Origin of the sequence: Actinoplanes sp. OR16 (assembly GCF_004001265.1) — a bacterium.
Taxonomy (GTDB): domain Bacteria; phylum Actinomycetota; class Actinomycetes; order Mycobacteriales; family Micromonosporaceae; genus Actinoplanes.
Genome location: NZ_AP019371.1, coordinates 2433069 through 2457443, shown reverse-complemented (window position 1 = coordinate 2457443; position 24375 = coordinate 2433069). Strand labels below are relative to the sequence as shown.

The following is a 24375-nucleotide window of genomic DNA, read 5'->3' as shown; positions in this document are numbered from 1 at the left end:
GGCATGATCGGCCGCACGGTGCGGAGATCATAGACCGCGACCGTTCCGTAAAGCTGCCCTTACTGATGAGCCTCTTGATGGTCGCGACCGGGTGAATCAGAGTGTTAACGGGTTCTCGGTCTCATCGAGGAGGGCGACAGTGCAGACCTTCACGAACGAAGCGGAACATGCGGCGTACACCCTGGCGGAGGCGCTCAGTGAGAAGGCCATGTCCTGCATGAAGAACGCCGAGGAGGCGGGCGAGGCGTTCCGCTCCGGCAGAGTCGCGATGCGCCGCCAGTTCAAGGCGCGCGGACTCTCCGAAGTCGAGGCGGACATCCGCTGGTCGGGCACCTCACAGGCGGCCCGTGCGATCGCCGACAACCAGTTCTTCATGTCGCAGGCCTCGATGTACAACAACGCCGCCGCCACGCAGTACGCCAAGGCCCTCTATCTCAAGAGCAGCTGATCACGCGGCCCGGCGGCGCAGCGTCGCGACAGTGGAGCCGGCGAGCGCGAGCAGGCAGTCCGGCAGCCGGCCGTCGGCGATCGCGGCGCCGAACAACGCCTCGCCGGTCGGGAAGTCGCCGTTCACATATGCACTGACGAAGCGGGCAACCCACCGCTTGTCGTACTGCGCGTCGTCGATGCCGGGGAACTCGAGCGTCCAGGCGCCGCTGCCGGGCAGCTGCCCGACCATCGTCGCCGCGAGGCACCACGCCACGTCCCACGCGCCGACGACGCCGTCACGGTCGACGACCGCGTCGAAGGTGTCGGCCACAGCGGCGCTGTCGCCGCTGATCGCGCACTCGAGGATCTGAGCGGCGTCGTCGAATGCGTGCTGTGGTACTTCGGTCACGCAAGAAAAGGTACGTCCAACCGTCAAGCGATGCTCGCGGACGGAGGGTTTTCCGCACCACGGTGAAGGTCAGGCCCCGCGCAGCAGGCAGGTGATGCGTGCGGTGCAGACCCGCTCGCCCGACTCGTCGGTGAGCACGACCTCGTACGTGGCGACCGCGCGGCCGCGGTGCACCGGGAGGGCGACCCCGGTCACCAGGCCGGACCGGGCCGCCTTGTGGTGGGTCGCGTTGATGTCGACGCCGACCGCGAACGGCCGGTCCACGGTCTGCCCGTGCAGCACCGCGCCGACCGAGCCGAGCGTCTCGGCGAGCACGCACGAGGCGCCACCGTGCAGCAGCCCGTACGGCTGGGTGTTGCCCTCGACCGGCATGGTCCCGACGACCCGCTCGGCGGAGGCCTCGGTGATCACGATGCCCATCCGCTCGGCGAGCGCCCCACCGCCGTTGCTGGTGAACAGGTGCTGCCTGCCGTCTTCCGCTATATCCACGTCGGCGTACGTTACCGCTGTGTGTCGTGCGGCCCAGCGACAACCGTCACAGGGACAGGAGTGATCCGCTGGGGCTGAGGGTACGTGTAGTGCCCGACGAGAGGAGCACCATGAGCGAGCCGCAGGAGATCATCGAGACTCGGGGCGAAGACCGGGTGGACCTGCTCAGACAGGATGCGAACGGCGACGGCAAGACCGACGTCTGGGTCTCCGACACGGACGGGGACGGCAAGCCCGACCTCTACCAGTTCGACACCGACGGCGACGGCAAGGTCGACGTCACGATGGTCGACCTGGACGAGGACGGCACTCCTGACAAGATCGTCGACGGTGACGGCGGGCTGCCGCCGACCGCCTGAAAGAACTAGCCGCCGCCGAGTGCGGAGAGCGCGACCCAGACCACCGCGATCGCCACGACCGTGGTGCCGACCGTGGACGCGGTGTGCCGCCACGACGGCACACCCTCCACGGCCTCCGGATGGCCCAGCTCCTCCAGTCGGGCACGGTGCTCGCGGACCTCCGAGACCGCTGTCGTCTCCGGGGCGCCGGACTCCCCCGAGCCGGAGTCACGGCTCAGGTCGACGGCGAGGCGCGCCTGGGCGCGCTGCAGCCGGCGTACCGTCGCCCTGGCTCTTCGCCCCGCCTGCGTGGCCGCATGCCGGCGCGCCGCCGCCCGCCGCGACCCGGAACCCAGCACCCGGAGCTCCTGATCGGTGATCAGAGTGGGATCACGGAGGGTGGCGAGCTTCGCGACGTAGTAGGCGGCCTCGCGATCGTGGGCGCGGCGGACCAGCCAGAGGATCAGCAGCAGCGGCGGCAGGCCCTTGAAGACCAGGACCGCGAGCAGCGCCAGCGCGCCGTTGCCCAGACCGTCCCGGAAGAGCGGCGAATTCCAGAGCACGTGCGAGGCCCAGGCGCCGAAGAGGGCCAGACCGGCCATGCCGATCCGATGCCGGCGGGTACGGTCCGGGTTGACCACGAGATAGCCGATGCCGGCGCCGGCCAGTGCGCCGAAGAGCGTGTGGCTCCACACCCCGGCGAGGAATCCACGGACCAGGAACGTGGTGACGACCGGCTGAATCTGATCACCTTGGCCGGCCAGTGCGACAGCGCCGATCGCGAAGACCACGTCCTCGACGATCTGGAACCCGAGGCCGACCAGGGCGCCGTAGACGACCCCGTCCAGCACGCTGTTCACCTGCGCCCGGGCGATCAGCACGATGGCGACCACGCCGAGCGTCTTGGCGATCTCCTCGACCGTCGGGCCGGCGAGCGCGGCGCCCCAATCGGCGGCGAGACGGGTCGAACCGAGTTTCGCGATCAGGTTCTCCAGCGCGCTGCTGCCCGAGATCGAGACGGTGGTCGCGACCAATCCACCCCACGCGAACGCCAGCACGCGCAGGCTCGGCGGCTCCCGCTCCAGGAAGTCCAGCTCCGAGACGAACAGCCAGAACGGCACGGCGAGCAGTGCGAACAGGCCGATCGCGGTGAACGTGGCGAGCGGGTAGGCACCGAAGAACCGGCCGGCGATCTGGGCGATCCGCAGGCCGCCGGCGAGCAGCAGGGCCAGCACCACCCAGAAGACCGGGTTGCGAGCGGAGATCGCCGCCCGGGAACCCCCGGGCCGGACAGCATCGCTCATGCCGCCGCCTCCGCTGCGCTCCGGCGGCGACATGAGGTTTTCACTGAGCCGGCTGATTCGCTCGCGAGCTCGCTCATCGGCGACCCTCATACCGCAGGGTACGGGTGCTGGCGTCGATCGCCGGGAGAGTGCGGTCCAGCTCGGAATCGCCGCCGCTCACCGTCACCTCGATGGTGAGGCCGTGCGCCACGAAGACCGCATACCGCCCGCCGCGGTTGCCGGCCGTGTATCCGCCCTGGACACCGGCGAGGCCCCCGGCCGTGGAGACCGCGAGCTGGGTGCCGGTGACCTGATAGCCGTTCGTTCCGGTGATGCGCTGGCGGAGGCTGTTCGCCGCGGCGGTCAGGTCGCCGTCGAAGGGCTGGACGGCCACGGCGTACCGCACCGGGCCGATTCTGAACAGCGCGGTGCCCCGGTCCTCGCCGGGCCGGGTGCCGGTGACGTCGAGCGTGGCGCCCGGCGGCGGCACGAGCGTGACCCCGGCACCGACCTCGTACGGCGCCCCGGCCGGGACGGCCCGCTGCGCCGGGACGGCCCGGTCCAGCAACGGCAGGCCGAATGCGAGGCCGGCCAGAACGAGGACGAGAACGAGCGCGAAGGGCAGACCGAGGGTGCTGGGAAGGTCGGTTTGCTGACTGCGCGTAACCCTCCCCATCCGTCCACGCTAGCGGCGCTCACGGGCGGTTGTCCTTCAGATCCTTCCGCCGACCACTGTGGATAGAGAATCAACCTGGCAGATTACGGATTTGTCCGTTTTACCGAAAGGTGCCCACATGGCAAAACACGGCCGGGACGACCGAGGTCAGCCAGACCCCGTTGTCGCTGCGGTGGAAGACGTGCCCCTCGTCCGCCATGATCCCGGCATCGACGCGGAGGACCACCACGTCGGGTGACCGCCGGCGGCCCACCACGAGAGCGGTCGGCACGTCCGCCGAGAGGTGCACGTGATGCCGGCTCCGGGGACGCAGGCCCTCCCGAAGGATCGCGTCGAGGTTCGTCCGGGGCGTGCCGTGGAAGAGCTCCGCGGGTGGCGTCACCGCCGGCAGCTCCAGGTCCACCGCGACCCGCCGGGAATGCCCCTGGCTGGCCCGGATCCGGTCCACGCCGTCCGGCCCCGGCTCGATCGCGAAACGCTTCTTGTCGTTGCCGGCGACCACCACGTCCAACTGCTCGCGGGTGATGCCGAGAGCCGCCAGGAACCGGGGAACGGGCACCCAGCCGTTGGCGTCGAGAGTCAGGCCGGCGGTCTCCGGCCGGTGGCGCAGCACCAGCGAGATCCGCCTGCTGAGGCGGACCTGGTCGCGGGTGAGTTCGGTCATGTGTCTTGCTCCATGACCGCAAGGTAGTACGGCCGATCCCGGTCGTCGATTGATTTCAGCCGCCACCCGGTGCCCGCCAGCAGCGACTCCAGCTCGGCCGCCGAGCAGTTCAGGTAGTCGAACCAGCCGGTGGCGACCTCCCGGTACCGCAGGCGCAGCCGCAGCTGCCCGCCGAGCCGTCCGCGCTGCCGGTTCCGGTCGTGATAGGCCACGTGCACCGGGTCGCGGGTCCCGTACGGGTCACTGCCCTGCGCCACGATCCGCGCGCCCGGTGCCGCCAGCCGGGACAGCGCCGCCAGGAAACCGGGCGCCCGATCCGGCCCCTCCAGCAGACCGAGGTTGTTGCCGAGCAGCAGGAACGTGTCGTACCGCTCGGCCGCGCGGGAGAAGTCGTCGACGGTGGCGAGGACGGTGTCGCGCAGACCCCGCTTGCGGGCCACCTCGATGGCGCCGAGCGACGTGTCGAGTCCGGTGACGGCGATGCCACGGCGCTGGAGTTCGAGGGCGACGCGGCCGGCCCCCGTCCCGATGTCCAGCACCCGGCCCCGGCAGAGCTTCAGGGCCCGCCTGTCGTACGCCTGCCAGTCGGACGGCTCGTCGAGATAGTGGTCGGCCGGCGCGCCGTTGATCAATCCGTCGTCGCGCTCGATCACCTCGATGACGGGACGGGCGTACTTGCCGCCGGCCAGGGGCCTCGGGCCGATCCCGGTTCGCACGGCGTACGCGTCCCGGATCATCTCACCGAAGGCGTCGCCGATCGTCGGCTGCTCCATGGTCATCTACTCTTGAGCAATGGCCGGACTGGAGCAACTCGGGTCGGAGAAATACGTCCTGCTCACGACGTTCCGCAAGGACGGGCGAGCGGTCGCGACACCATTGTGGGTCGTCCCTGACGGGAGCGGCCTCGGGTTCTGGACCGTCGCGGACAGCGGCAAGGTCAAGAGGATCCGCAACAGCGGCCGGGTCACGGTGGCGCCCTGCGACATGCGCGGCAAGCCGACCGGCGGCGAGACGATCGAGGCGACCGCCCGGATCGGCGACACCGCCGACTTCCAGCGGGTCGCACAGACACTCAAGAAGAAGTACGGCCTGATGGGCCGGCTCACGGTGCTGGGCAGCCGGCTCCGCCGAGGCGCCGACGGAACGGTCGTCGTTCTGGTGAACTGACCTTGACCGTACCCAAAGATCTTTTGGGTCGTTGACCCTGCTGAGACACTCAGAACTGAATACGAAGAAGGGGCGATCGCCTTCCCCAGCGCTCGCCCCTTGCAACGATGAATCGGTCGATGCGGTGTCAGTCGCCCTGACGCTGCGTCGGAATCTGGCCCTGGAGCAGGGCGCGGACTTCCGACTCTCGGTAGCGACGGTGGCCACCCAACGTGCGAATTGCGCTGAGCTTGCCAGCCTTCGCCCACCGAGTAACGGTCTTCGGGTCGACGCGGAACATCGACGCCACCTCGGCCGGCGTTAGTAGCGGCTCAGGATCGTGCGTACGCGATGCCATCGGTCACTCCTCCACAGGTGCCTAAAAACATCGGCCGGGGTCCCGCCGGCCGGTGCGTCTCTCATGGTCCGGCTAGTCCCCGATGTCCGACATGGGCCGAACGGACGAACGTCCCCAGATAGATGGATGAAGCATGCCCGATTTTTGCGTGTTTTATACGCCAGATAGTGTCTCGTTTAGTCCGATTATCACGGTTCGGTCAGCGCCGATTACGAAGAGTGTTCGCTTCGGGAGCGCTCCCGCCAGCGAGGATTAATCCGCGTCTGTCCCATTTCCGCTGGTCAGTTGCATCGCTCAAGAAGCTGCACGGCACGCCACCGCGCCACAAGCTTCTCGTAAGCCTCACTAGCTGACTCAGAGTCACCGCGAGAAAGTGCCGAAAGCCCGGCTGCCACCAGTCCGGGGGAATCGTCCTCGGTGAGCTTGTCCTCCGGAAGGAGGTTGACCAGGCCGCCGTAGTCGAGCTCGACCACCGACCGGGGGTGGAACTCCTCCAGCCAGCGGGTGCCCTCCTCGACCGCCTCGGTGATCGGGGCGTCGCCCAGCGACTTGCGCAGCACCGAGACCGCCCGGTGCGCGCGGCGGCGGGCCTTGGAGATCTCGGTGCGGTACCGCAGGGTCCGCCGGCGCGCGTTCAGCGCGATCTCCCGCTCCTCCAGGTCCACGAAGGCGAACCAGCGCAGCGGGACGCCCCACGTGGAGACCTGCTCGTGCACCCGGGGCACGCCCTGCTCCAGGACCTTGGCGCCGCTGCGCCAGTCCTCCACCACCGCTTTCGCCTGGCCGGCCAGGATCGGCGGCACGAACGCGTCGGCGAGCACGGCCGGCACACCGTCACGGGCGCTCAGAGCCGCCTCGGCGACCCGCAGCCGCAGGTTCCACGGGCAGACCAGGATCGCGTTCTCCCACTCCAGCACGTAGGCCTCGTCCGGCAGGTCGGGAAGCCGCGTCCAGCCGGCGCCGAGCGCCTCCAGGACTGCGGTGCGCTGCCGCACCGGGCCCTCCACCGGTCCGAGGTCCCGGCCCTCCTTCGCGTACCGGCGCCAGAAGGACTGCCGCTCGCGGTCGAAGGCGGTCAGTGGCTCATAAACCCGAAGGTAAGAGGCGAAGAGTGACGGCACGGCGCGATCCTTTCACGAATCCGGCCGGGCGGAACTTCCCGCGCGGACGTAATGCCCGTCCGTTACACGCCACTAGGCTTCTTCAGTATCCCCGGCACACCCCCGCCGGGCAGCGGCCCCACGAAGGCCTACATAAGGAGAGCAGCGATGGACGTGTTCGACACCGACGGGCACGAACAGGTCGTCTTCTGCCAGGACCGGGCGACCGGCCTGAAGGCGATCATCGGTATCTACTCGACGGCGCTCGGCCCGGCGCTCGGCGGCACTCGTTTCTACCCCTACGAGGATGAGTCGGCCGCCCTCGCCGACGTGCTGAAGCTGTCCCGCGGGATGGCGTACAAGAACGCCCTAGCCGGTCTGGACCTCGGCGGCGGCAAGGCGGTCATCTGGGGCGACCCGGCCCGGGTGAAGTCCGAGGGCCTGCTCCGGGCGTACGGGCGATTCGTCGAGTCGCTGCGCGGCCGCTACTACACCGCCTGTGACGTCGGCACCTACGTCGCCGACATGGACGTGATCGCGCGCGAGACGCGGTACGTGACCGGACGCAGCCTGCAGCACGGCGGAGCCGGCGATTCCTCGGTCCTCACCGCCTGGGGCGTCTTCCAGGGCATGCGCGCCGCCGCGGAGCACACCTGGGGCAGCCCGACCCTGCGCGGCCGCACGGTCGGCGTCGCGGGCCTCGGCAAGGTCGGCAAGTACCTCACCGGCCACCTGGTCGAGGACGGCGCGAACGTGATCGCCACCGACGTCAGCGAGAGTGCCCGCGAGTGGGCCCGCACCACTCACCCCTCGGTGCAGCTGGTGGCGGACGCGGACGCCCTCATCACCTCCGACATCGACGTCTACGCGCCGTGCGCGCTCGGCGGCGCCCTGAACGACGAGACCGTCTCGGTCCTGCGGGCCAGGGTCGTCACGGGCGCGGCGAACAACCAGCTGGCCCACTCCGGCATCGGCAAGCTCCTCAGCGAGCGCGGCATCCTCTACACGCCGGACTACGTGGTGAACGCCGGCGGCGTGATCCAGGTGGCCGACGAGATCGAGGGCTTCGACTTCGAGCGGGCGAAGCTCAGGGCGACCGGAATCTTCGAGACCACCCGCCGGATCCTCCAGCTCGCCGACGACGAGGGTGTCCCGCCGGCCGTGGCCGCCGACCGGTTGGCAGAACGTCGGATGGCAGAGGTCGGCCGTTTGCGTGCTATTTACCTGAACTGAGCCGGCTGGCCCGTTTCGGGAGGCGGGACATCGCCTGAGCCCGGCAATCCCTCCCGAAACAGGCCCGAGGTGCCTGCCGCGCGGCCGCGGATCAGCCGTGGAGAGGCCAAACCGCGACGCGCGGCAGTGTCACACGCAACCCGAGGTGCCGAACGCGGCATCGTCCATGTACCGTAAGACCCACGAGAGATGCCTGACGTCATCGGGGCCCGCCTTCGGGCTGCCCCGAATTCTGTGCGAGGGGGTCGAGCCATGGGGCGCGGCCGTGCTAAGGCCAAGCAGACGAAGGTGGCGCGGGAGTTGAAGTATCACTCCCCGAACACCGACCTCACCGCCTTGCAGCGCGAACTGGCGAGTGCCGGTAAGTCGAATCATCACTTCGACGACGACAACGACGAGCTCGTCGATGATGATGAGGACGACGACGCGGATGACGACCGGGATACCTGGTCGCCGACAAGGCGCTGACCCGCAGTAGCACACAGAGCACGCGGCATCATGTCCGCGTGCTCCGGTGAGTCGTGGTCACACATTTCTACGGTTGAACCGAAGCCCACGCAGGCATTGCCCGCGTGGGCTTCGACCGGGCGCCCTCAGCGCGGCCGGTTGTTCCAGTTGTAGAACGTGGGAATGTTCTCGAAGTGGTTCCAGGCGCACACCGCCGAGCCGCCATCCGAGACTGCCTGTTCGGCTCGCTGCTGCCTGGCGACATCCGCCTCCGCGATGAGCGCGGTCAACCCTGCCCGGGTCTCGTGCACCCGTGCCGTGACCGGATCCTCCACGCCGTCAGACAGCCGTGGCTTCATGATCTCGGGCATGGTCCAGCACTCCCTCCAGTAGGCGAATCTTGCTGTTCCGGCAGTGGTCCGTCTCGGTGACGTCGAACCTGCCGTGTTCGAAGTAGCGGTTGGCCGCGTGCGCGCCACCGCAGAAGCCGAAATAGGGGCAGCTGCTCCGGCACGCCTCGATGCCGCTCAGGAACTCGCCTATCCACGGTGTGCCGGCCGCCCGGGCCAGGATCTCGGTCAACGGTGTCCGCAGCACGTTGCCGCTGGAGAAGTCGCCGTACCGCGGGTCGGAGAAGCCGGCCAGCTCGGGCGAGAGCAGCACCACCGAGCCGTCGTGCGCCACGGTGGGGATCGGGTCCAGCTGGCGGGGCAGCAGCTGGTCGGCCGTGCCGTCGAGGACCGCCGCGGCGTACCGCAGGGACCACTCCACCTCACGCAGGTGGATCCGCGGCGCCCGGCGCCAGGCGCCGACCAGCTCGGCCCAGAACGCGCTCACCGCTGCCGGGTCGTGGCGGTTGAGCCGGGTGTTGACGCCCTCCAGCTCCTCCACGTTGATCCCGAGCACCTCGCAGCCCAGGTCGAGGAAGTAGTCGTACAGCTCGGTCGCCACTCCCGGTCGCGGATCACTGACGACGCAGAGTGCCGAGAACGGGATCCCGTGCCGGCGAAGCGCGTCGATCCCCTTCACGATGAGGTCGTAGGCCGGCTTGTCCCGCCGGTCCACCCGGTCGCCGTTGCGCTCGCGGGGACCGTCCACGCTCACGCTCACCCGGACGTCGTGGGCCAGGAAGAACTCGCACCAGGCATCGTCGATCAGCGTGGCGTTCGTCTGCACGTGGTGCTCGACCGCGTCGCCGAAGGGGGCGAAGAGCGCCGTCAGGTGATCCAGGCCCGCCGCGAGGGGCTCGCCGCCGTGCCAGACCACCGAGAACCTCTGCTCCCGGGCGAGATCCCTCACCGACGCGGCGACCTTCTCGGCCACCTCGATCGGCATCTTCAGGTTGTCCCGCCGGAACGGCAGGTAGCAGTAGCCGCACGCCAGGTTGCAGAGAGTAGTGGGCTGCATAACGACGTAGCTGGGCATCGCGGAGATTCCCCGCATACCGCTCCACGTCTCGGTCATGTCACGCACACTAGGCCTCGCGGTCCACCAATACGAAAGATCCGCATGTGCCGGACATCGACACACGCGGATCATTTCACGTTTCGTCCCGGATGGGTCAGCCTCGCGTGTACGAGCCGACCATCTGGACCTCGCCGGAGCCCTCGATGACCTCGCCGACCTGCCAGGCCTCGACGCCACGGCCGGTGAGGTAGGCCATCGCCCGGTCCGCGTCGTCGGAGGAGACGACGGCGAACATGCCGACGCCCATGTTGAACGTGGCCTCCATCTCGGAGTCCTCGATCCGGCCCTTCGCCTGGATCAGGTCGAAGATCGGCTGCGGGCGCCAGGTGGACCGGTCGACCACGGCGTCCAGGTTGCCCGGCAGGACGCGGTTCAGGTTGCCGGGGATGCCGCCGCCGGTGACGTGCGAGAACGCCCGGACGTCGGTCTCCTCGATCAGGCCGAGGCAGTCCTTCGCGTAGATCTTGGTGGGGGTGAGGAGTTCCTCGCCCAGGGTGCGCTGGGTGCCGAAGTCGTCGACGACCGTGTCCAGGCGCATCCGCCCGGCGCCGAGGAGCACGTGACGCACCAGGGAGTAGCCGTTCGAGTGCAGACCCGAGGAACGCATCGCGATCACGGCGTCGCCGATCTCGACCCGCTCCTTGCCGAGGATCTCGCTCTCCTCGACCACGCCGACGCCGGTGGCGGAGACGTCGTACTCATCCGGGCGGAGCACGCCGGGGTGCTCGGCGGTCTCGCCGCCGAGCAGGGCGCAGCCGGCGTACCGGCAGCCGTCCGCGATACCGGCGCCGATCTCGGCGACCTTGTCCGGCACGACCTCGCCACAGGCGATGTAGTCGAGCAGGAACAGCGGCTCGGCGCCACAGGCCACCAGGTCGTCGACGACCATGGCGACCAGGTCGATGCCGATCGTGTCGTGGATGTCGAGCTGCTGCGCGATCACCAGCTTGGTGCCGACACCGTCGGTCGAGGAGGCCAGGACCGGGCTCTTGTACTTCGCGGTGTTCAGCTTGAAGAGGCCGGAGAAACCGCCGAGGTCACCCATCACCTCGGGACGGCTGGTCTTCTTCACCTTCGACTTGAGCAGCTCGACCGCACGGTCACCCGCGTGGATCGAGACACCCGCGTCCGCGTACGTCGCCGAGCGCTTGCGCGGGCCGCGGCCGGAACCCGCCGTCCACAGCTGGCGGTCCGCGCCTTCGGCGCCGTTCGATCCGGCACTGCTGCGCTCGGACACGTGCGTCACGGTTCTCCCCTTAAGCGGTTCTATGTTTCGAAAGGTCACGGGTGGTGAAGCAGCGCGTTAGCGGCTTCGTAGTCCGACTCCAGGTCGGCCACCGCCGCGGTCGCCTGGTCCGGTGTGGCGTTGGGCATGCTGGCGCGCTTGCCGACGCCCTCCAGCAGGTGCTTGCCGATCAGGTCCCCGGCCGGGAGCTCGATCGGGTATTCACCATCGAAGCAGGCCATGCAGAGCCTTGTCTTCGGTTGCTCGGTCGCCTGCACCAGACCGTCCAGCGAGACGTAACCGAGACTGTCGGCGCCGATCGAGCGGCGGATGCCGTCGATCTCCAGGCCGTTCGCGATCAGCTCGGCGCGGGTCGCGAAGTCGATGCCGTAGAAGCACGGCCACTTCACCGGCGGCGACGAGATCCGCACGTGGATCTCGAGCGCTCCGGCCTCGCGCAGCATGCGGATCTGGGCGCGCTGCGTGTTGCCGCGGACGATCGAGTCGTCGATCACGACGATCCGCTTGCCGCGGACCACCTCGCGCAGCGGGTTCAGCTTGAGCCGGATGCCGAGCTGGCGGATGGTCTGGGACGGCTGGATGAAGGTCCGGCCGACGTACGCGTTCTTCATGAAGCCCGCGCTGTACGGGATACCCGACGCCTCGGCGTAACCGATCGCGGCCGGGATGCCGGACTCCGGGACACCGATCACCAGATCGGCCTCGACCGGGTGCTCCTTCGCCAGCTTGCGGCCGACCTCGACGCGGGCCGAGTAGATGTTGCGGCCGGCGATCGTGGTGTCCGGGCGGGCGAGGTACACGTACTCGAAGAGGCAGCCCTTGGGCTCCGGCGCAGCGAACCGGCTGGACCGCAGGCCGTGCTCGTCGATCGCGATGATCTCGCCGGGCTCGACCTCGCGGACGAAGCTCGCGCCGGTGATGTCGAGCGCCGCGGTCTCGCTGGCGACCACCCAGCCCCGATCCATCCGGCCCAGCACCAGCGGGCGGACGCCCTGCGGGTCACGGGCGGCGTAGAGGGTGTGCTCGTCCATGAAGACGAAGCTGAAGGCGCCGCGCAGGGTCGGCAGCAGCTCCATCGCGGCGGCCTCGACCGAGAGGTCGGGACGGCCGGCGAGCAGCGTGGTGACGAGAGCGGTGTCGGAGGTGGAGTCGCCCACCTCGAGGCCGCGGTCGGCGATCTCCTTGGCCAGCTCGGCGGTGTTCACCAGGTTGCCGTTGTGCGCCAGCGCGATCGTCGTGCCGGCCGGGGTGGCGCGGATCGTCGGCTGGGCGTTCTCCCAGTTGGAGCCGCCGGTCGTCGAGTACCGCGCGTGGCCGATAGCGAGGTGGCCGCGGAGGCTCGCCAGGGTCGGCTCGTCGAACACCTGGGAAACCAGGCCGATGTCCTTGTAGACCACCACGCCGGACCCATCGCTCACGGCGATGCCGGCGGCTTCCTGACCTCGGTGCTGCAGTGCGTAGAGCCCGAAGTACGTGAGTTTGGCGACCTCTTCTTCAGGGGCCCAGACGCCGAAGACGCCACAGGCATCCTGTGGGCCGCGCTCCTGGGGGTCGAGATCGTCGGTCAGTAGGCCGTCGCCTCGGGGCACCTGCTCGCTCCCTCATGTCGGATCTGCTGAAACGCTCGAAGCGCTGATCTGCTCGAACTCGCTGGTCCGCTCCGACCGACCAGTGTACGCGAGGTCAAGGGGAGCGGCCCCTTGCTCATCGGCCGGTAAGCGGCAGGTATTCGGAGAGGTCGGTACGAATTCCGCTGGCCCGGAGGCGGCCGTCACGCACGGCGTCGGCCCACTCCAGGCGCCCCGCGGCCAGGAGCAGGAACGTCATCGGATCCGTTTCGACCACATTGGGCGGTGTGCCACGCGTGTGGCGCGGTCCGGCAACGCACTGAATCGCACCGAAAGGTGGAATTCGAACCTCCACCGAACGGCCAGGAGCGCGACTGGACAACTCGGTCAGCAGGGCGCGGACGGCATCGCGCAGCACCGGACGCTCAAGCTCAACGCCACGGTCCAGCGCGTCCAGGGCCTGGTTCACGGACTCGGATTTATTGTGCGCAGGAGACACGTCGGGACAATACGACTCGGTTTGTAGACAACGGCACACTCCCCTGGGTCGCGAAAGTGACGTGCGACAAGGCATAGTGGCCGACGGTGTTCAAGTCGCGGGATCTGCCGGTCACCGAGACCGGGGACCGCGCGACCCGGAAGGTGGTGGATGTGACAACGCACCTACGCGCCAGGACGACCCAGGCGGGTGCGTTCCTGGCCCTGGTCGCAGGCCTCGTGACCGGCGTGCAGACGGCTGCGCTCGCAGCCCCACCTGACGTGCAGATCACAAACCTCTCACCGACCGAAGTCGCCACGGGAAGTACTGTAACCATGCAGTACACCATCAGTAACCCCGGGGGCGGCGATGGTGGCGAGGAAGAGGGCGGGGGCAACGGGCAGCAGGCCGGCACCGCCAACATCAAAGTCAGCGGCATGAGCTGCAGCGGTGACTGCTCCTCGATCCAGCAGATCGACGGCACGAAGACCTTCACCGCGACACTCACCGCGCCCAGCGTCGCCGCCGGCGAGACCAAGGACGTCTCGGTCCAGGTCACCGCGACGATCAACGGCGAGACCGGCACCGCGAGCCAGACCGTCTCGGTCAAGGGCGCGGACAAGCCGACCACCGTCACCCGGGTCTCCGGCAAGATCAAGGACGCGGACGGCAAGAAGATCTCCGGTGTCGCCGTCGCCATGCGCGACGCCGCCGGGCACGCCTACGACGCGACCACGAACAGCGACGGCAGCTACTCCTTCATCTCGTCGGACAACAGCCCGATCGAGGCCGGCGACATCACCGTCGGCGCGCTGAAGGAGGGCTACTCCTCCACCACGGTCACCGTGCAGGGCACCGCCGGCAAGTCGGTGAACGTGCCGATCACGCTGAAGAAACTGGCCGCCGAGAGCCCCTCCCCGGAACCGTCGGTGAGCGTCTCCGCGAGCGCCGTGCCGACCGAGGAGGCCACCGACGACGAGACCGAGGAGGCCACCGACGAGACCGCCGCGCCGGTCGCGCAGGAGCCGGTCTCGGACGAGTCCGAGGGTGGCACCAACTGGCTGCTGATCATCATGGGCGTGCTGCTGGTCGCCGCCGGCATCGGCGCCATCGTCCTGGTGGTCATGCGCCGCAAGAACGCGGGTGGCGACGGCCCGGACGGCTCGCCCGTCGGTCCCGGCGTCCCCGGTCCTCAGCCCGGCGGTAACTCGTTCGACGCGACCCGGGTCGCCTCCCCGGTCGGCGCGGGACGTGGCGGCGACGCCACGATGGTCGCGCCGATGGGTGGCGGCGGCATGGCGGGTGGCATCGGCGACGCTCCGACGATGATCCACCGCCCGGTGGTCGAGGACGAGTTCCCCGACCCGTACGGCGCTCCCATGCCTCCGCAGGGCGGCTACAACGGCTCCTGGGGCAACGACCAGGGCAGCCCGGCCGGCGGCGGCCAGGGCAGCGGTCAGTACGGCCAGCAGCAGGGCGCCGGCTACGGCGGTCAGCCGCCGTACGGTCAGCAGCAGCAGGCCGGCGGTTACGGCCAGCAGGCGCCGCAGCAGCGGTACGACGAGCACACCAGCCTCTACCAGCCCGAGCAGCCGCAGCAGCCGCAGCGCTACGACGAGCACACGAGCATGTACCAGCCCGAGCAGCAGGGCTACGGCGGTTATGACCAGCAGCAGGGTTATGGCGGCTACGACCAGCAGCAGGGCTACGGCGGCTACGAGCAGCAGCAGGGTGGCTACGCCGACCAGGGTTACGGTCAGCAGCAGGGCTACGGCCAGCAGCAGCAGCCTGGCTACGGCCAGCAGCCGCCGCCCCAGCAGCACAACGGCTACGACGACGACCCGGACGGCTACGGCAACTACGGCCAGCAGCGCCCGCCGCAGAACTGGAACGGCTGAGTAAGGACATGAAAAAGGAGGGCCCCCTCGGGGGCCCTCCTTTTTTGTTCGCTCGATCAGCCTCGCGGGTCGGTCAGCTCCAGGGTCACCGAACGCTCCTCGGCCGCCGCCGCCTCCGCCGGGCCACCGAAGAGCTTCTTCAGCGTCCCCGACCACGCCTCACGCGCCTCGGTGAGCGGGATGGTGAACTGGTCCTGCACCTGCAGGGCGGGCTCCTCGGTGGTCACACCGAGCGCCGACACCGGCACGCCGACCTCGGCGGCCAGGGCCAGGAACGCCTTGTCGTGGCCGCGCGGGACCGCGACGACGGCCCGGCCGGCCGACTCGCTGAAGAGGTGCACGAACGGCGAGTTGCCGTCCTCCGGCAGCGTCACCTTCACGCCGACCTCACGCCGCAGGCAGCTCTCCAGCAGGGCCTGCGCGAGGCCGCCGTCGGAGAGGTCGTGCGCCGCGCTGACCAGGCCGGCCTTCGAGGCCCGGCCCATCAGGACACCCAGCTTCTGCTCGGCCGCGAGGTCCACCTTCGGCGGCTTGCCACCGAGGTGCGCGTGCGTCACCCAGGCCCACTCCGAGCCGGACAGCTCGTTGCGGGTCTCGCCGAGCAGGAAGACCAGGTCGCCACCGGCCTTCGCGGGCGGCGGGAAGCCCATCGGGATGCGACGGGCAACGTCGTCGAAGATGCCCAGCACGCCGACCACCGGGGTCGGGTGGATCGCCGCGGCGCCGGTCTGGTTGTAGAAGCTGACGTTGCCACCGGTGACCGGGGTGCCCAGTTGCAGGCAGCCGTCGGCGAGACCGCGGACGGCCTCGGCGAACTGCCACATGACGGCCGGGTCCTCGGGTGAGCCGAAGTTCAGGCAGTCGGTGACCGCGATCGGCTCGGCGCCGGTGACGGCGACGTTCCGGTACGCCTCGGCGAGGGCGAGACGAGCACCCTCGTACGGGTCGAGCCGCGCGTAGCGGCCGTTGCCGTCGACGGAGAGAGCCACGCCGAGGCCGGTCTCCTCGTCGATCCGCAGCACGCCGGAGTCCTCCGGCTGTGCCAGGACGGTGTTGCCGAGCACGTACCGGTCGTACTGCTCGGTGACCCAGGTCTTGTCGCAGAGGTTCGGCGACGCGGCCATCCGCAGGACGGTCTCGCGCAGCTCGTCACCGGTCGACGGACGCGGCAGCGTCTCGGCGCGGTCGGCCTGCAGCAGGATCAGGTCGCCCGGCTCCCGCAGCGGACGGGCGTAGACCGGGCCGTCGTCGGCGAGCGAGCCCGGGGGCACGTCCACCACGACGTGGTCGTTCCAGCTGATCACCAGGCGGCCCGGAGTGCCGTCGGCGCCGGCCGGGGTGACCTCGCCGATCGCCGTCGCCCAGACGCCCCACTTCTCGGCGACCTTGAGGACCGCGTCGAGGTTCTCCGGGGTGACGATCAGGAGCATGCGCTCCTGCGACTCGCTGGCCAGGATCTCGGTCGGCGACATCGAGGCCTCGCGCAGCGGAACCCGCTCCAGCCAGACCCGCATGCCGGTGCCGGCCGCCGCGGCGGTCTCGGTGAGCGCGCAGGTGAGGCCGGCGCCACCGAGGTCCTGGATGCCGCTGACCAGGCCGGCGTCGTACAGCTCGAGGCAGCTCTCGATCAGGAGCTTCTCCATGAACGGGTCGCCGACCTGCACCGACGGGCGGCGCTGCTCGGCCTCCTCGTCGAAGGTCGCCGACGCCAGCACGGAGACGCCGCCGATACCGTCCCGGCCGGTCCGCGCGCCGAGGAGCACGACGATGTTGCCGGTGCCGGTGGCTTCCTTCTTCTGCAGGCGCTCGACCGGCAGCACGCCGATGCTCAGAGCGTTCACCAGCGGGTTGCCCTGGTACGACGGGTCGAAGACGATCTCGCCGCCGATGTTGGGCAGACCGAGGCAGTTGCCGTAACCGCCGATGCCGGCCACCACGCCGGGCAGCACCCGGGCGGTGTCCGGGTGGTCGGCCGCGCCGAAGCGCAGCGGGTCCATCACCGCGATCGGCCGGGCGCCCATCGCCAGGATGTCCCGGACGATGCCGCCGACGCCGGTGGCCGCGCCCTGGTAGGGCTCGACGTAGCTCGGGTGGTTGTGCGACTCGACCTTGAACGTCACCGCGATCTTGTCGGAGATCTGCACCACACCGGCGTTCTCGCCGATGCCGGCGAGCATCCGGGTGTTCGCGGGCACCTTCTCGCCGAACTGGCGCAGGTGCACCTTGCTCGACTTGTAGGAGCAGTGCTCGCTCCACATGATCGAGTACATCGCGAGCTCGGACGCGGTCGGCCGCCGGCCCAGGATCTGACGGATCCGCTCGTACTCGTCGTCCTTGAGGCCGAGCTCCGCGTGCGGCTGGAGCTCGTCCGGGCTGGCTTCCGCCTTCTCGACCGTGTCCGGTCCCTCGGAGAACTCGTTGACCAGCACGTCGGTCGCGGCGAAGCCGCTCTGCTTGGTCGGGGCCGCCTCGCTGGAGACTGTCTCCGGCTGGGTGGTCATCGCTGTTGTCCCCCTGCGAGCTGACCGTCCGCGGTCGCCCCCGCCAGGGCCCGCAGGACGGAGGTGAAGAAGCCGAGGCCGTCGAGCGACGGTCCGGTCAGCGCCTCCACGGCGTGTTCCGGGTGCGGCATGATGCCGACGACGTTGCCGGCTTCGTTGGTGATCCCGGCGATGTCGCGCTGCGAGCCGTTCGGGTTGCCGCGGACGTAGCGCGCGATCACCCGGCCCTCGCCCTCGAGCGCGTCCAGCGTCTTCTGATCGGCGACGAAACAACCCTCGCCGTTCTTCACCGGGATGAGGATCTCCTGGCCGGGCGTGAACTGGTTGGTCCAGGCGGTGTTCGTCGCCTCGACCTTCAGCCACTGGTCCCGGTTGCGGAAGTGCAGGTGCTGGTTCCGGGTCAGTGCGCCGGGCAGCAGGTGCGCCTCGCAGAGGACCTGGAAACCGTTGCAGATGCCCAGAACGGGCAGGCCGCCGCGGGCCGCATCGATGATCGACTCCATGACCGGAGCGAATCGCGCGATGGCGCCGCAACGCAGATAGTCGCCGTAAGAGAAGCCGCCGGGCAGGACCACGGCGTCGACGCCGTGCAGGTCCGGGTCGCCGTGCCAGAGGCGGACGGCCTCGGCGCCGGCGAGCCGGGCGGCGCGGGCTGCGTCCCCGTCGTCCAGCGAGCCCGGGAAGGTGACCACACCGATCCGCATGGTCAGGCGACCTCCGCCGCCGCGTCCTCGACCCGGATCTCGAAGTCCTCGATCACGGGGTTCGCGAGCAGCTTGTCGGCGATTTCACGAGCCCGATCGAGGTCGGGCTCACCGGCGAAGTCGATCTCGATTCGACGGCCGATACGGACGGAGGAGACATCGGTGACGCCGAGCCGGGGCAGCGCATTCGCCACTGCTTGACCCTGCGGGTCCAGGATCTCCGGCTTGAGCATGACGTCGACCACGACGCGAGCCACGGGCACTCCTGACTGATAGGTGTAAGCACGCGAAGCCTACCTGGTCAAGCTCGCCGACGACCCACGGCCCGGTGTCGACCAGCCGACGTAACGGTCATTGAGCTGGGAATCTCCCATTGATCCCGCTGTCATCACACCGTGATAGGTGTCGATTGATTGGTACTGCTGCGGCCGTCGATGCCCTAGGTTGCATCCATCGAATTCGATGCAGTTCCCGCCGGCAACCGTCGACCCGATCCCCCAGGAAGGAATCTCGACGTGCGCATTCGACTCATGGCCGCAGTCGCGGGCCTCGCCGCAGCACTGGTCACCCCCGCAGCCGCCCAGGCGGACGACGTCACCCCGTTCATCATCGGCGGAGGCACCGTCTCCTCCGCGCCGTGGGCTGCCGCCGTGCTCAGCAACGGCAGCTTCACCTGCTCCGGGACCATCATCTCGGCGAACTACGTGCTCACCGCACGGCACTGCATCAGCGGCACCATGTCGGTCCGGGTCGGCAGCGTGAACCGGACCAGCGGCGGGGTCACCCGGACCGTCGCCAGCACGTCGACCCGCTACGACCTGGCCCTGATGCGCCTGAGCAGCTCGGTGAGCACCACTTATATGCCGCTCTCCAGCGCTTATCCGCCGGTCGGGTCGACCAACTCGATCTACGGCTGGGGCATGACCTGCTACTCCGGCTGCTCGGCCTCCACGGTCCTGAAGACCGCGACGGTCCAGGTCACTTCGACGAACCAGACGGATGCGTACGGCGGACGTGCCATCGGCAGCACCCGGATCAACGGCAACGCCTGGCGCGGCGACTCGGGCGGCCCCCAGGTCTACAACGGCGCCCAGGTCGGCGTCGCGTCGACCGCCGACGGCACCAGCCGCCAGTACTACGGAAGCGTGGCCTACAACCGCGCGTGGATCACGTCTGTCGCCGGCGTCTGATCCCCGCTGAAGATGGCGCCCGGTCCTGGTGGCCGGGCGCCATCGCCCTGCTCAGAGGATGGGCGCGGGGGCGTATCCGGCAGCGGACGGGTTCGCGGCGACGATCTCGGCGACGCGGGAGGCGACCGCCTGCACCTGCGCCGGAGCGGCACCGACGAACGCCGCCCGGTCGGACACCAGCGTGTCGATCTCGGCGCGGGTGAGCTGCAGCCGGCCGTCGTCGGCGAGCCGGTCGAAGAGGTCGTTCACGGCGACGCCCTTCTCCCGCATGGCGAGGGCCACGCCGACCGCGTGCTCCTTGATCACCTCGTGCGCGACCTCGCGGCCGACGCCCTTGCGCACCGCCGCGACCAGGATCTTGGTGGTCGCCAGGAACGGCAGGAAGCGGTCCAGCTCACGGGCGATCACCGCGGGGTAGGCCCCGAACTCGTCGAGCACCGTCAGGAACGTCTGGAACAGGCCGTCGGCAGCGAAGAACGCGTCCGGCAGCGCGACCCGGCGCACCACCGAGCAGGAGACGTCGCCCTCGTTCCACTGGTCGCCGGCCAGCTCGCCGACCATCGAGAGGTAGCCGCGGACGATCACGGCGAGGCCGTTCACCCGCTCCGACGAGCGGGTGTTCATCTTGTGCGGCATCGCCGAGGAGCCGACCTGGCCGGGCTTGAAGCCCTCGGTCACCAGCTCCTGGCCGACCATCAGCCGGATCGTGGTGGCCAGCGACGACGGGCCGGCGACGATCTGGGCCAGCGCGGAGACGACGTCGAAGTCGAGCGATCGCGGGTAGACCTGGCCGACGCTGGACAGCACCCGGGCGAACCCGAGGTGCCCGGCCACCCGCGACTCCAGCTCCGCGAGCTTGCCGTCGTCGCCGTCGAGCAGATCGAGCTGGTCGGCCGCCGTACCGACAGGGCCCTTGATCCCTCGAAGCGGGTAGCGCCCGATCAGATCGTCCAGGCGGTCGTACGCGATCAGAAGCTCTTCGGCCGCCGAGGCGAAACGCTTGCCGAGCGTGGTGGCCTGCGCCGCGACGTTGTGCGAGCGGCCGGTCATCACCAGGTCGGAGTGCTCGACGGCGAGCGCCGAGAGCCGGGCCAGCGTGGCCACCACCCGGTCCCGGATCAGCTCCAGGGACGCGCGGATCTGGAGCTGCTCGACGTTCTCGGTGAGGTCGCGGGAGGTCATCCCCTTGTGGATCTGCTCGAAGCCGGCAAGCTCGCTGAACTCCTCGATGCGCGCCTTGACGTCGTGCCGGGTGACGCGCTCGCGGGCGGCGATCGACTCCAGGTCGACGCGGTCGAGCACTGCTTCGTACGCCTCCACCGCGCCGTCGGGAACCGCGACGCCGAGATCGCGCTGGGCCTTCAGGACGGCGAGCCAGAGCCGCCGCTCCATCCGGATCTTCTCCTCCGGGGACCAGAGGGCGACGAGATCAGTGGAGGCGTAGCGAGCGGCAAGCACGTTCGGGATGGTCACGGGCCCGATTCTTCCATGACCCCCGAGTGGCACACTGCACAAGGACGAGCGGGCTCGCTAAGGTTACCGGCGAGTAGCTCGACGATCATTCCGAAAGGTCCACTGATGACTGATTTCAGCCCTGAAGCGCTCTCGTCGATCGGCCCCAAGGAGTTCTCCCAGCTCGTCAAGTCCACTCCGGACTCCAAGATCGCCGAAGTGATGGCGTCCGACGTGCGGCCGAAGATCCTCGACGAGGTGTTCAACCGGATGCCCACGCTCTTCCGGGCCGACCGGGCGGGCAACACCGAGGCCGTCATCCACTGGATCATCACGGGCGGCCCGGACGGCTCGAGCGACACCTACGAGACCGTGATCGAGAACGGCGCCTGCACCGTCACCAACCAGCCGGTCCGCGACCCGAAGCTGGCCATGACGATGGACGCGGTCACCTTCCTCAAGACCGTCTCCGGCGACGGCAACCCGATGATGCTGTTCATGACCGGCAAGATCAAGGCGAAGGGCGACCTCTCGCTGGCGGCCAGCATCGCCAAGCTCTTCGACATCCCCAAGGGCTGACGACGCGCGGACGCGGGGTTCGGATCCGGTGGGATCCGAACCCCGCCCCGGCGCTCAGGCACTCACATCCGCGCTGGATACCGCCGGGGCACGCGTCACAGAGTGACCCGGCCCTCGACCGCTTTCAGGGCGATGTCCGTGCGGTACTGGGCGCCCTCCAGCCGGACGCCCTCGACCAGGGCGTAGGCGGCCTCGCGGGCGCCGGGCAGGTCGTCGCCGACGGCGGTGACGCTGAGGACTCGGCCGCCGGCTGAGATCAGGGCGCCGTCGGGGCGGCGGGCGGTGCCGGCGTGGATGACGCCGGGGACCTCGGCGCCGGAGATGACGTCGCCGGTGCGGGGCGTTCCCGGGTAGTTGTGGCTCGCCACGACCACGGTGATGGCCGAGCCCGACTTCCAGGACAGCGCCGGGTGCTCGGCGAGCGTGCCGGTGGCCGACGCGTTCAGCAGGCCGCCGAGCGGCGTGTCCAGCAGGGCCAGCACGACCTGGGTCTCCGGGTCGCCGAAGCGGGCGTTGAACTCGATCACCTTCGGGCCGCCCGGGGTGAGCGCGAGCCCGACGTAGAGCAGCCCGGAGAAGGGCGTGCCACGGCGGCGCATCTCGGCCAGGGTCGGCTCGACGGTCTCCCGGACGACCCGCTCGGTCAGGTCGGCCGGCGCCCAGTCCAGCGGCGCGTACGCCCCCATGCCCCCGGTGTTCGGGCCCTCGTCGCCGTCGGCGAGGCGCTTGAAGTCCTGCGCCGGCATCAGCGGCGCCACGGCGGTGCCGTCGGTGACCACGAAGAGCGAGACCTCGGGGCCGGACAGGTATTCCTCGATGACGACGGTGCCGCACTCCTCGGCGTGCTTCACGGCGGCTTCGAGGGAGTCCGTGACGACGACGCCCTTGCCGGCGGCGAGGCCGTCGTTCTTCACGACGTAGGGAGCGCCCAGCTCTTCGAGAGCGGCCCGGGCCGCCTCGACCGTGGTGCAGGCGAAGGACCGGGCGGTGGGCACGCCGGCAGCCGACATGACCTCCTTGGCGAACGCCTTGGAGCCCTCCAACCGGGCCGCGGCGGCGGACGGGCCGAAGGCGGCGATGCCCTTCGCCCGCACGGCGTCGGCGACGCCCGCGACCAGCGGGGCCTCGGGGCCGATCACCACCAGGTCGGCCCGGAGCTCGACGGCCAGCGCGGCGACCGCGGCGGGATCGGTGGCGGTGACCTCGTGCAGCTCGGCGACCTGGGCGATGCCCGGGTTGCCGGGCGCGGCGGCCAGGAAGTCGACGGAAGGGTCGGCGGCGAGCCCGACGGCAAGCGCGTGCTCGCGCCCACCGGAGCCGATCAGAAGTACGCGCACGACGGCCCATCCTACCTGCGTCACCGTCGCGTAAACTTCGGCAGTACCCGGGGCTCCTCCAGGTACGACCTTGAGGAAAGGCAGCACGAAAAGTGCCGGTGATCGTGTTGGTCGGCGCCCAGTGGGGCGACGAGGGCAAGGGCAAAGCCACGGACCTGCTGGGTGACCGGCTCGACTACGTGGTCAAGTTCAACGGTGGCAACAACGCGGGCCACACCGTCGTCATCGACGGCGAGAAGTACGCACTCCACCTCCTGCCGAGCGGAATCCTCTCCCCCGGCGTCGTACCCGTGATCGGCAACGGCGTGGTCGTCGACCTCAACGTGCTGTTCCAGGAGATCGACGGGCTGGAGGCGCGCGGCATCGACACCTCACGCCTGCGGATCAGCGCGAACGCGCACGTCATCGCGTCCTACAACCGGTCGCTCGACAAGGTCAGCGAGCGCTTCCTCGGCGCCCGGCGGATCGGCACGACCGGCCGCGGCATCGGCCCGACCTATGCCGACAAGATGAACCGGGTCGGCATCCGGGTCCAGGACCTCTTCGACGAGTCGATCCTGCGGCAGAAGGTGTCCGCCGCCCTCAGCTTCAAGAACCAGGTCCTTTCCAAGATCTACAACCGGAGCGCGGTCAAGGTCGAGGAGGTCGTTCAAGAGCTCCTGTCGTACGTCGACCGCCTCCGCCCCTATGTCGCCGACACGGCGCTCGAACTCGCCCAGGGCATCGACGCGGGCAAGGTCGTCCTCTGCGAGGCGGGCCAGGCCACGCTCCTCGACGTCGACCACGGCACCTACCCGTTCGTGACCAGCTCGAACGCGACGTCCGGCGGCGCCTGCACCGGTTCCGGCATCCCGCCGACCCGCATCGACCGGGTGGTCGCCGTGATGAAGGCGTTCACCACGCGCGTCGGCGAGGGCCCCTTCCCCACCGAGCTGCACAACGAGGTCGGCGACTACCTCCGCAAGGTCGGCCACGAGTACGGGACGACCACCGGCCGCCCGCGCCGCATCGGCTGGCTCGACCTGGTGATCGGCCGCTACGCGCAGCGGATCAACGGCGTCACCGACTTCGCACTGACCAAGCTGGACAACTACGACGGCCTCGACGAGATCCCGGTCTGCGTGGCGTACGAGGTGAACGGCGTCCGGCACGACGAGATGCCCGTCAACCAGACCGATTTCCACCACGCGAAGCCGATCCTCGAGACGCTTCCCGGCTGGAAGCAGGACATCTCCGGCTGCCGCACCTTCGACGAGCTGCCCAAGGAGGCGCAGGGCTTCGTCGAGTTCGTCGAGCAGCGGATCGGCGCGCGGATCTCGATCGTCGGCGTCGGCCCGGGCCGCGAGGCGGTCATCGAGCGGCACTCGGTCCTCGAGGACTGAC

The 24375-nt window shown here is 69.5% G+C and carries 27 protein-coding genes; 9 read left to right on the top strand and 18 right to left on the bottom strand.

Annotated features, from left to right (window positions below):
• Window positions 1-139 precede the first annotated feature (139 nt).
• Window positions 140-448 (top strand): hypothetical protein, encoded by a 309-nt coding sequence (locus tag EP757_RS11375; protein ID WP_127544717.1) that lies wholly within the window; start codon window positions 140-142, stop codon window positions 446-448.
• On the opposite strand, the gene EP757_RS11370 is transcribed toward EP757_RS11375, so the two are convergent.
• Together EP757_RS11370 and EP757_RS11365 are read right to left on the bottom strand one after the other, a co-directional pair.
• The gene (locus EP757_RS11370; RefSeq protein ID WP_127544713.1) at window positions 449-838 is read right to left on the bottom strand and encodes a hypothetical protein; all 390 of its coding nucleotides are present in this window, start codon (window positions 836-838) and stop codon (window positions 449-451) included.
• A gap of 69 nt (window positions 839-907) precedes the next feature.
• Entirely contained in the window at window positions 908-1258 is a 351-nt protein-coding gene (locus tag EP757_RS11365) for a hotdog fold thioesterase (RefSeq protein WP_127554199.1), read from the bottom strand.
• Window positions 1259-1437: 179 nt separating this feature from the next.
• Here EP757_RS11365 and EP757_RS11360 point away from each other — a divergent pair, with 179 nt between their 5' ends.
• Window positions 1438-1686, top strand: a complete 249-nt coding sequence (locus EP757_RS11360) for a hypothetical protein (protein WP_127544710.1) — start codon at window positions 1438-1440, stop codon at window positions 1684-1686.
• A gap of 5 nt (window positions 1687-1691) precedes the next feature.
• On the opposite strand, the gene EP757_RS11355 is transcribed toward EP757_RS11360, so the two are convergent.
• From EP757_RS11355 to EP757_RS11340, 4 genes are all read right to left on the bottom strand, one after another.
• Window positions 1692-2969, bottom strand: coding sequence for a PrsW family intramembrane metalloprotease (locus tag EP757_RS11355; RefSeq protein ID WP_127544707.1), 1278 nt, complete (start codon window positions 2967-2969; stop codon window positions 1692-1694).
• A gap of 73 nt (window positions 2970-3042) precedes the next feature.
• Complete coding sequence (locus tag EP757_RS11350; protein ID WP_127544704.1) at window positions 3043-3624, bottom strand: hypothetical protein; 582 nt, start codon at window positions 3622-3624, stop codon at window positions 3043-3045.
• 100 nt (window positions 3625-3724) lie between these two features.
• Entirely contained in the window at window positions 3725-4288 is a 564-nt protein-coding gene (locus EP757_RS11345; protein ID WP_127544701.1) for an RNA 2'-phosphotransferase, read from the bottom strand.
• A complete protein-coding gene (locus EP757_RS11340) occupies window positions 4285-5061 on the bottom strand; it encodes a class I SAM-dependent methyltransferase (protein ID WP_370457803.1) in 777 nt (258 codons plus the stop codon). Before EP757_RS11340 ends, EP757_RS11345 begins: the two co-directional genes overlap by 4 nt.
• A 19-nt stretch (window positions 5062-5080) precedes the next feature.
• On the opposite strand from EP757_RS11340, the gene EP757_RS11335 reads away from it, so the two are divergent.
• Complete coding sequence (locus tag EP757_RS11335; protein WP_127544695.1) at window positions 5081-5455, top strand: PPOX class F420-dependent oxidoreductase; 375 nt, start codon at window positions 5081-5083, stop codon at window positions 5453-5455.
• Window positions 5456-5582: 127 nt separating this feature from the next.
• On the opposite strand, the gene EP757_RS11330 is transcribed toward EP757_RS11335, so the two are convergent.
• Window positions 5583-5792 carry a BldC family transcriptional regulator gene (locus EP757_RS11330; protein WP_014687221.1) on the bottom strand — a complete coding sequence of 70 codons (210 nt, stop codon included), beginning with the start codon at window positions 5790-5792 and terminating at the stop codon, window positions 5583-5585.
• A 281-nt stretch (window positions 5793-6073) separates the two neighbouring features.
• Window positions 6074-6913, bottom strand: a complete 840-nt coding sequence (locus EP757_RS11325) for a hypothetical protein (RefSeq protein WP_127544692.1) — start codon at window positions 6911-6913, stop codon at window positions 6074-6076.
• A gap of 147 nt (window positions 6914-7060) precedes the next feature.
• On the opposite strand from EP757_RS11325, the gene EP757_RS11320 reads away from it, so the two are divergent.
• Entirely contained in the window at window positions 7061-8125 is a 1065-nt protein-coding gene (locus tag EP757_RS11320; protein WP_127544689.1) for a Glu/Leu/Phe/Val dehydrogenase, read from the top strand.
• Between the two features lie 252 nt (window positions 8126-8377).
• Window positions 8378-8593, top strand: a complete 216-nt coding sequence (locus EP757_RS11315) for a DUF3073 domain-containing protein (RefSeq protein WP_127544686.1) — start codon at window positions 8378-8380, stop codon at window positions 8591-8593.
• A 125-nt stretch (window positions 8594-8718) separates the two neighbouring features.
• Here the strand turns inward: EP757_RS11315 and amcA are convergent, their stop codons facing one another.
• The 5 genes from amcA to EP757_RS11290 all read right to left on the bottom strand — a co-directional run bounded on the left by amcA (window position 8719) and on the right by EP757_RS11290 (window position 13352).
• The gene (amcA, locus tag EP757_RS11310; RefSeq protein ID WP_232050460.1) at window positions 8719-8943 is read right to left on the bottom strand and encodes a multiple cyclophane-containing RiPP AmcA; all 225 of its coding nucleotides are present in this window, start codon (window positions 8941-8943) and stop codon (window positions 8719-8721) included.
• Window positions 8912-10015 carry a cyclophane-forming radical SAM peptide maturase AmcB gene (amcB, locus tag EP757_RS11305; RefSeq protein WP_305033615.1) on the bottom strand — a complete coding sequence of 368 codons (1104 nt, stop codon included), beginning with the start codon at window positions 10013-10015 and terminating at the stop codon, window positions 8912-8914. The genes amcA and amcB overlap by 32 nt, the downstream gene beginning before the upstream one ends.
• 118 nt (window positions 10016-10133) lie before the next feature.
• Complete coding sequence (purM, locus tag EP757_RS11300; protein WP_127544680.1) at window positions 10134-11285, bottom strand: phosphoribosylformylglycinamidine cyclo-ligase; 1152 nt, start codon at window positions 11283-11285, stop codon at window positions 10134-10136.
• Between the two features lie 35 nt (window positions 11286-11320).
• Window positions 11321-12874: an amidophosphoribosyltransferase gene (gene purF / locus EP757_RS11295; protein ID WP_127544677.1), complete on the bottom strand. Its 1554-nt coding sequence runs from the start codon at window positions 12872-12874 to the stop codon at window positions 11321-11323.
• A gap of 115 nt (window positions 12875-12989) precedes the next feature.
• Complete coding sequence (locus EP757_RS11290) at window positions 12990-13352, bottom strand: sterol carrier family protein (RefSeq protein WP_127544674.1); 363 nt, start codon at window positions 13350-13352, stop codon at window positions 12990-12992.
• 314 nt (window positions 13353-13666) lie between these two features.
• Between EP757_RS11290 and EP757_RS11285 the strand changes: the two genes are divergently transcribed.
• Window positions 13667-15229 carry a carboxypeptidase-like regulatory domain-containing protein gene (locus tag EP757_RS11285; protein ID WP_127544671.1) on the top strand — a complete coding sequence of 521 codons (1563 nt, stop codon included), beginning with the start codon at window positions 13667-13669 and terminating at the stop codon, window positions 15227-15229.
• A gap of 56 nt (window positions 15230-15285) precedes the next feature.
• Here EP757_RS11285 and purL read toward each other — a convergent pair whose 3' ends face one another.
• The 3 genes from purL to purS are packed head-to-tail and all read right to left on the bottom strand — an operon-like array spanning window position 15286 to window position 18691.
• The gene (purL, locus tag EP757_RS11280) at window positions 15286-17730 is read right to left on the bottom strand and encodes a phosphoribosylformylglycinamidine synthase subunit PurL (protein ID WP_127544668.1); all 2445 of its coding nucleotides are present in this window, start codon (window positions 17728-17730) and stop codon (window positions 15286-15288) included.
• Window positions 17727-18440, bottom strand: coding sequence for a phosphoribosylformylglycinamidine synthase subunit PurQ (purQ, locus tag EP757_RS11275; RefSeq protein ID WP_127544665.1), 714 nt, complete (start codon window positions 18438-18440; stop codon window positions 17727-17729). The genes purL and purQ overlap by 4 nt, the downstream gene beginning before the upstream one ends.
• Window positions 18437-18691 (bottom strand): phosphoribosylformylglycinamidine synthase subunit PurS, encoded by a 255-nt coding sequence (gene purS, locus EP757_RS11270; RefSeq protein WP_127544662.1) that lies wholly within the window; start codon window positions 18689-18691, stop codon window positions 18437-18439. Before purS ends, purQ begins: the two co-directional genes overlap by 4 nt.
• 258 nt (window positions 18692-18949) lie before the next feature.
• Here purS and EP757_RS11265 point away from each other — a divergent pair, with 258 nt between their 5' ends.
• The gene (locus EP757_RS11265; protein ID WP_127544659.1) at window positions 18950-19624 is read left to right on the top strand and encodes a trypsin-like serine protease; all 675 of its coding nucleotides are present in this window, start codon (window positions 18950-18952) and stop codon (window positions 19622-19624) included.
• A gap of 51 nt (window positions 19625-19675) precedes the next feature.
• On the opposite strand, the gene purB is transcribed toward EP757_RS11265, so the two are convergent.
• Entirely contained in the window at window positions 19676-21097 is a 1422-nt protein-coding gene (purB, locus tag EP757_RS11260; RefSeq protein WP_127544657.1) for an adenylosuccinate lyase, read from the bottom strand.
• Between the two features lie 105 nt (window positions 21098-21202).
• Between purB and EP757_RS11255 the strand changes: the two genes are divergently transcribed.
• The gene (locus EP757_RS11255) at window positions 21203-21655 is read left to right on the top strand and encodes an SCP2 sterol-binding domain-containing protein (protein WP_127544654.1); all 453 of its coding nucleotides are present in this window, start codon (window positions 21203-21205) and stop codon (window positions 21653-21655) included.
• A gap of 95 nt (window positions 21656-21750) precedes the next feature.
• Here the strand turns inward: EP757_RS11255 and purD are convergent, their stop codons facing one another.
• The gene (gene purD / locus EP757_RS11250) at window positions 21751-22992 is read right to left on the bottom strand and encodes a phosphoribosylamine--glycine ligase (protein ID WP_127544651.1); all 1242 of its coding nucleotides are present in this window, start codon (window positions 22990-22992) and stop codon (window positions 21751-21753) included.
• 92 nt (window positions 22993-23084) lie between these two features.
• Between purD and EP757_RS11245 the strand changes: the two genes are divergently transcribed.
• Window positions 23085-24374: an adenylosuccinate synthase gene (locus EP757_RS11245; protein WP_127544648.1), complete on the top strand. Its 1290-nt coding sequence runs from the start codon at window positions 23085-23087 to the stop codon at window positions 24372-24374.
• Window position 24375: the final 1 nt, after the last annotated feature.

Coding starts and splice junctions, on each gene's coding strand:
- EP757_RS11285 (WP_127544671.1), top strand. CDS start 13,667: ATGCAGTACACCATCAGTAACCCCGGGGGCGGCGATGGTGGCGAGGAA.
- amcB (WP_305033615.1), bottom strand. CDS start 10,015: ATGCGGGGAATCTCCGCGATGCCCAGCTACGTCGTTATGCAGCCCACT.
- EP757_RS11345 (WP_127544701.1), bottom strand. CDS start 4,288: ATGACCGAACTCACCCGCGACCAGGTCCGCCTCAGCAGGCGGATCTCG.
- EP757_RS11320 (WP_127544689.1), top strand. CDS start 7,061: ATGGACGTGTTCGACACCGACGGGCACGAACAGGTCGTCTTCTGCCAG.
- amcA (WP_232050460.1), bottom strand. CDS start 8,943: ATGCCCGAGATCATGAAGCCACGGCTGTCTGACGGCGTGGAGGATCCG.
- EP757_RS11355 (WP_127544707.1), bottom strand. CDS start 2,969: ATGAGCGATGCTGTCCGGCCCGGGGGTTCCCGGGCGGCGATCTCCGCT.
- EP757_RS11335 (WP_127544695.1), top strand. CDS start 5,081: ATGGCCGGACTGGAGCAACTCGGGTCGGAGAAATACGTCCTGCTCACG.
- EP757_RS11315 (WP_127544686.1), top strand. CDS start 8,378: ATGGGGCGCGGCCGTGCTAAGGCCAAGCAGACGAAGGTGGCGCGGGAG.
- EP757_RS11340 (WP_370457803.1), bottom strand. CDS start 5,061: ATGGAGCAGCCGACGATCGGCGACGCCTTCGGTGAGATGATCCGGGAC.
- EP757_RS11360 (WP_127544710.1), top strand. CDS start 1,438: ATGAGCGAGCCGCAGGAGATCATCGAGACTCGGGGCGAAGACCGGGTG.
- EP757_RS11255 (WP_127544654.1), top strand. CDS start 21,203: ATGACTGATTTCAGCCCTGAAGCGCTCTCGTCGATCGGCCCCAAGGAG.
- EP757_RS11365 (WP_127554199.1), bottom strand. CDS start 1,258: ATGGGCATCGTGATCACCGAGGCCTCCGCCGAGCGGGTCGTCGGGACC.
- purL (WP_127544668.1), bottom strand. CDS start 17,730: ATGACCACCCAGCCGGAGACAGTCTCCAGCGAGGCGGCCCCGACCAAG.
- EP757_RS11330 (WP_014687221.1), bottom strand. CDS start 5,792: ATGGCATCGCGTACGCACGATCCTGAGCCGCTACTAACGCCGGCCGAG.
- EP757_RS11350 (WP_127544704.1), bottom strand. CDS start 3,624: ATGGGGAGGGTTACGCGCAGTCAGCAAACCGACCTTCCCAGCACCCTC.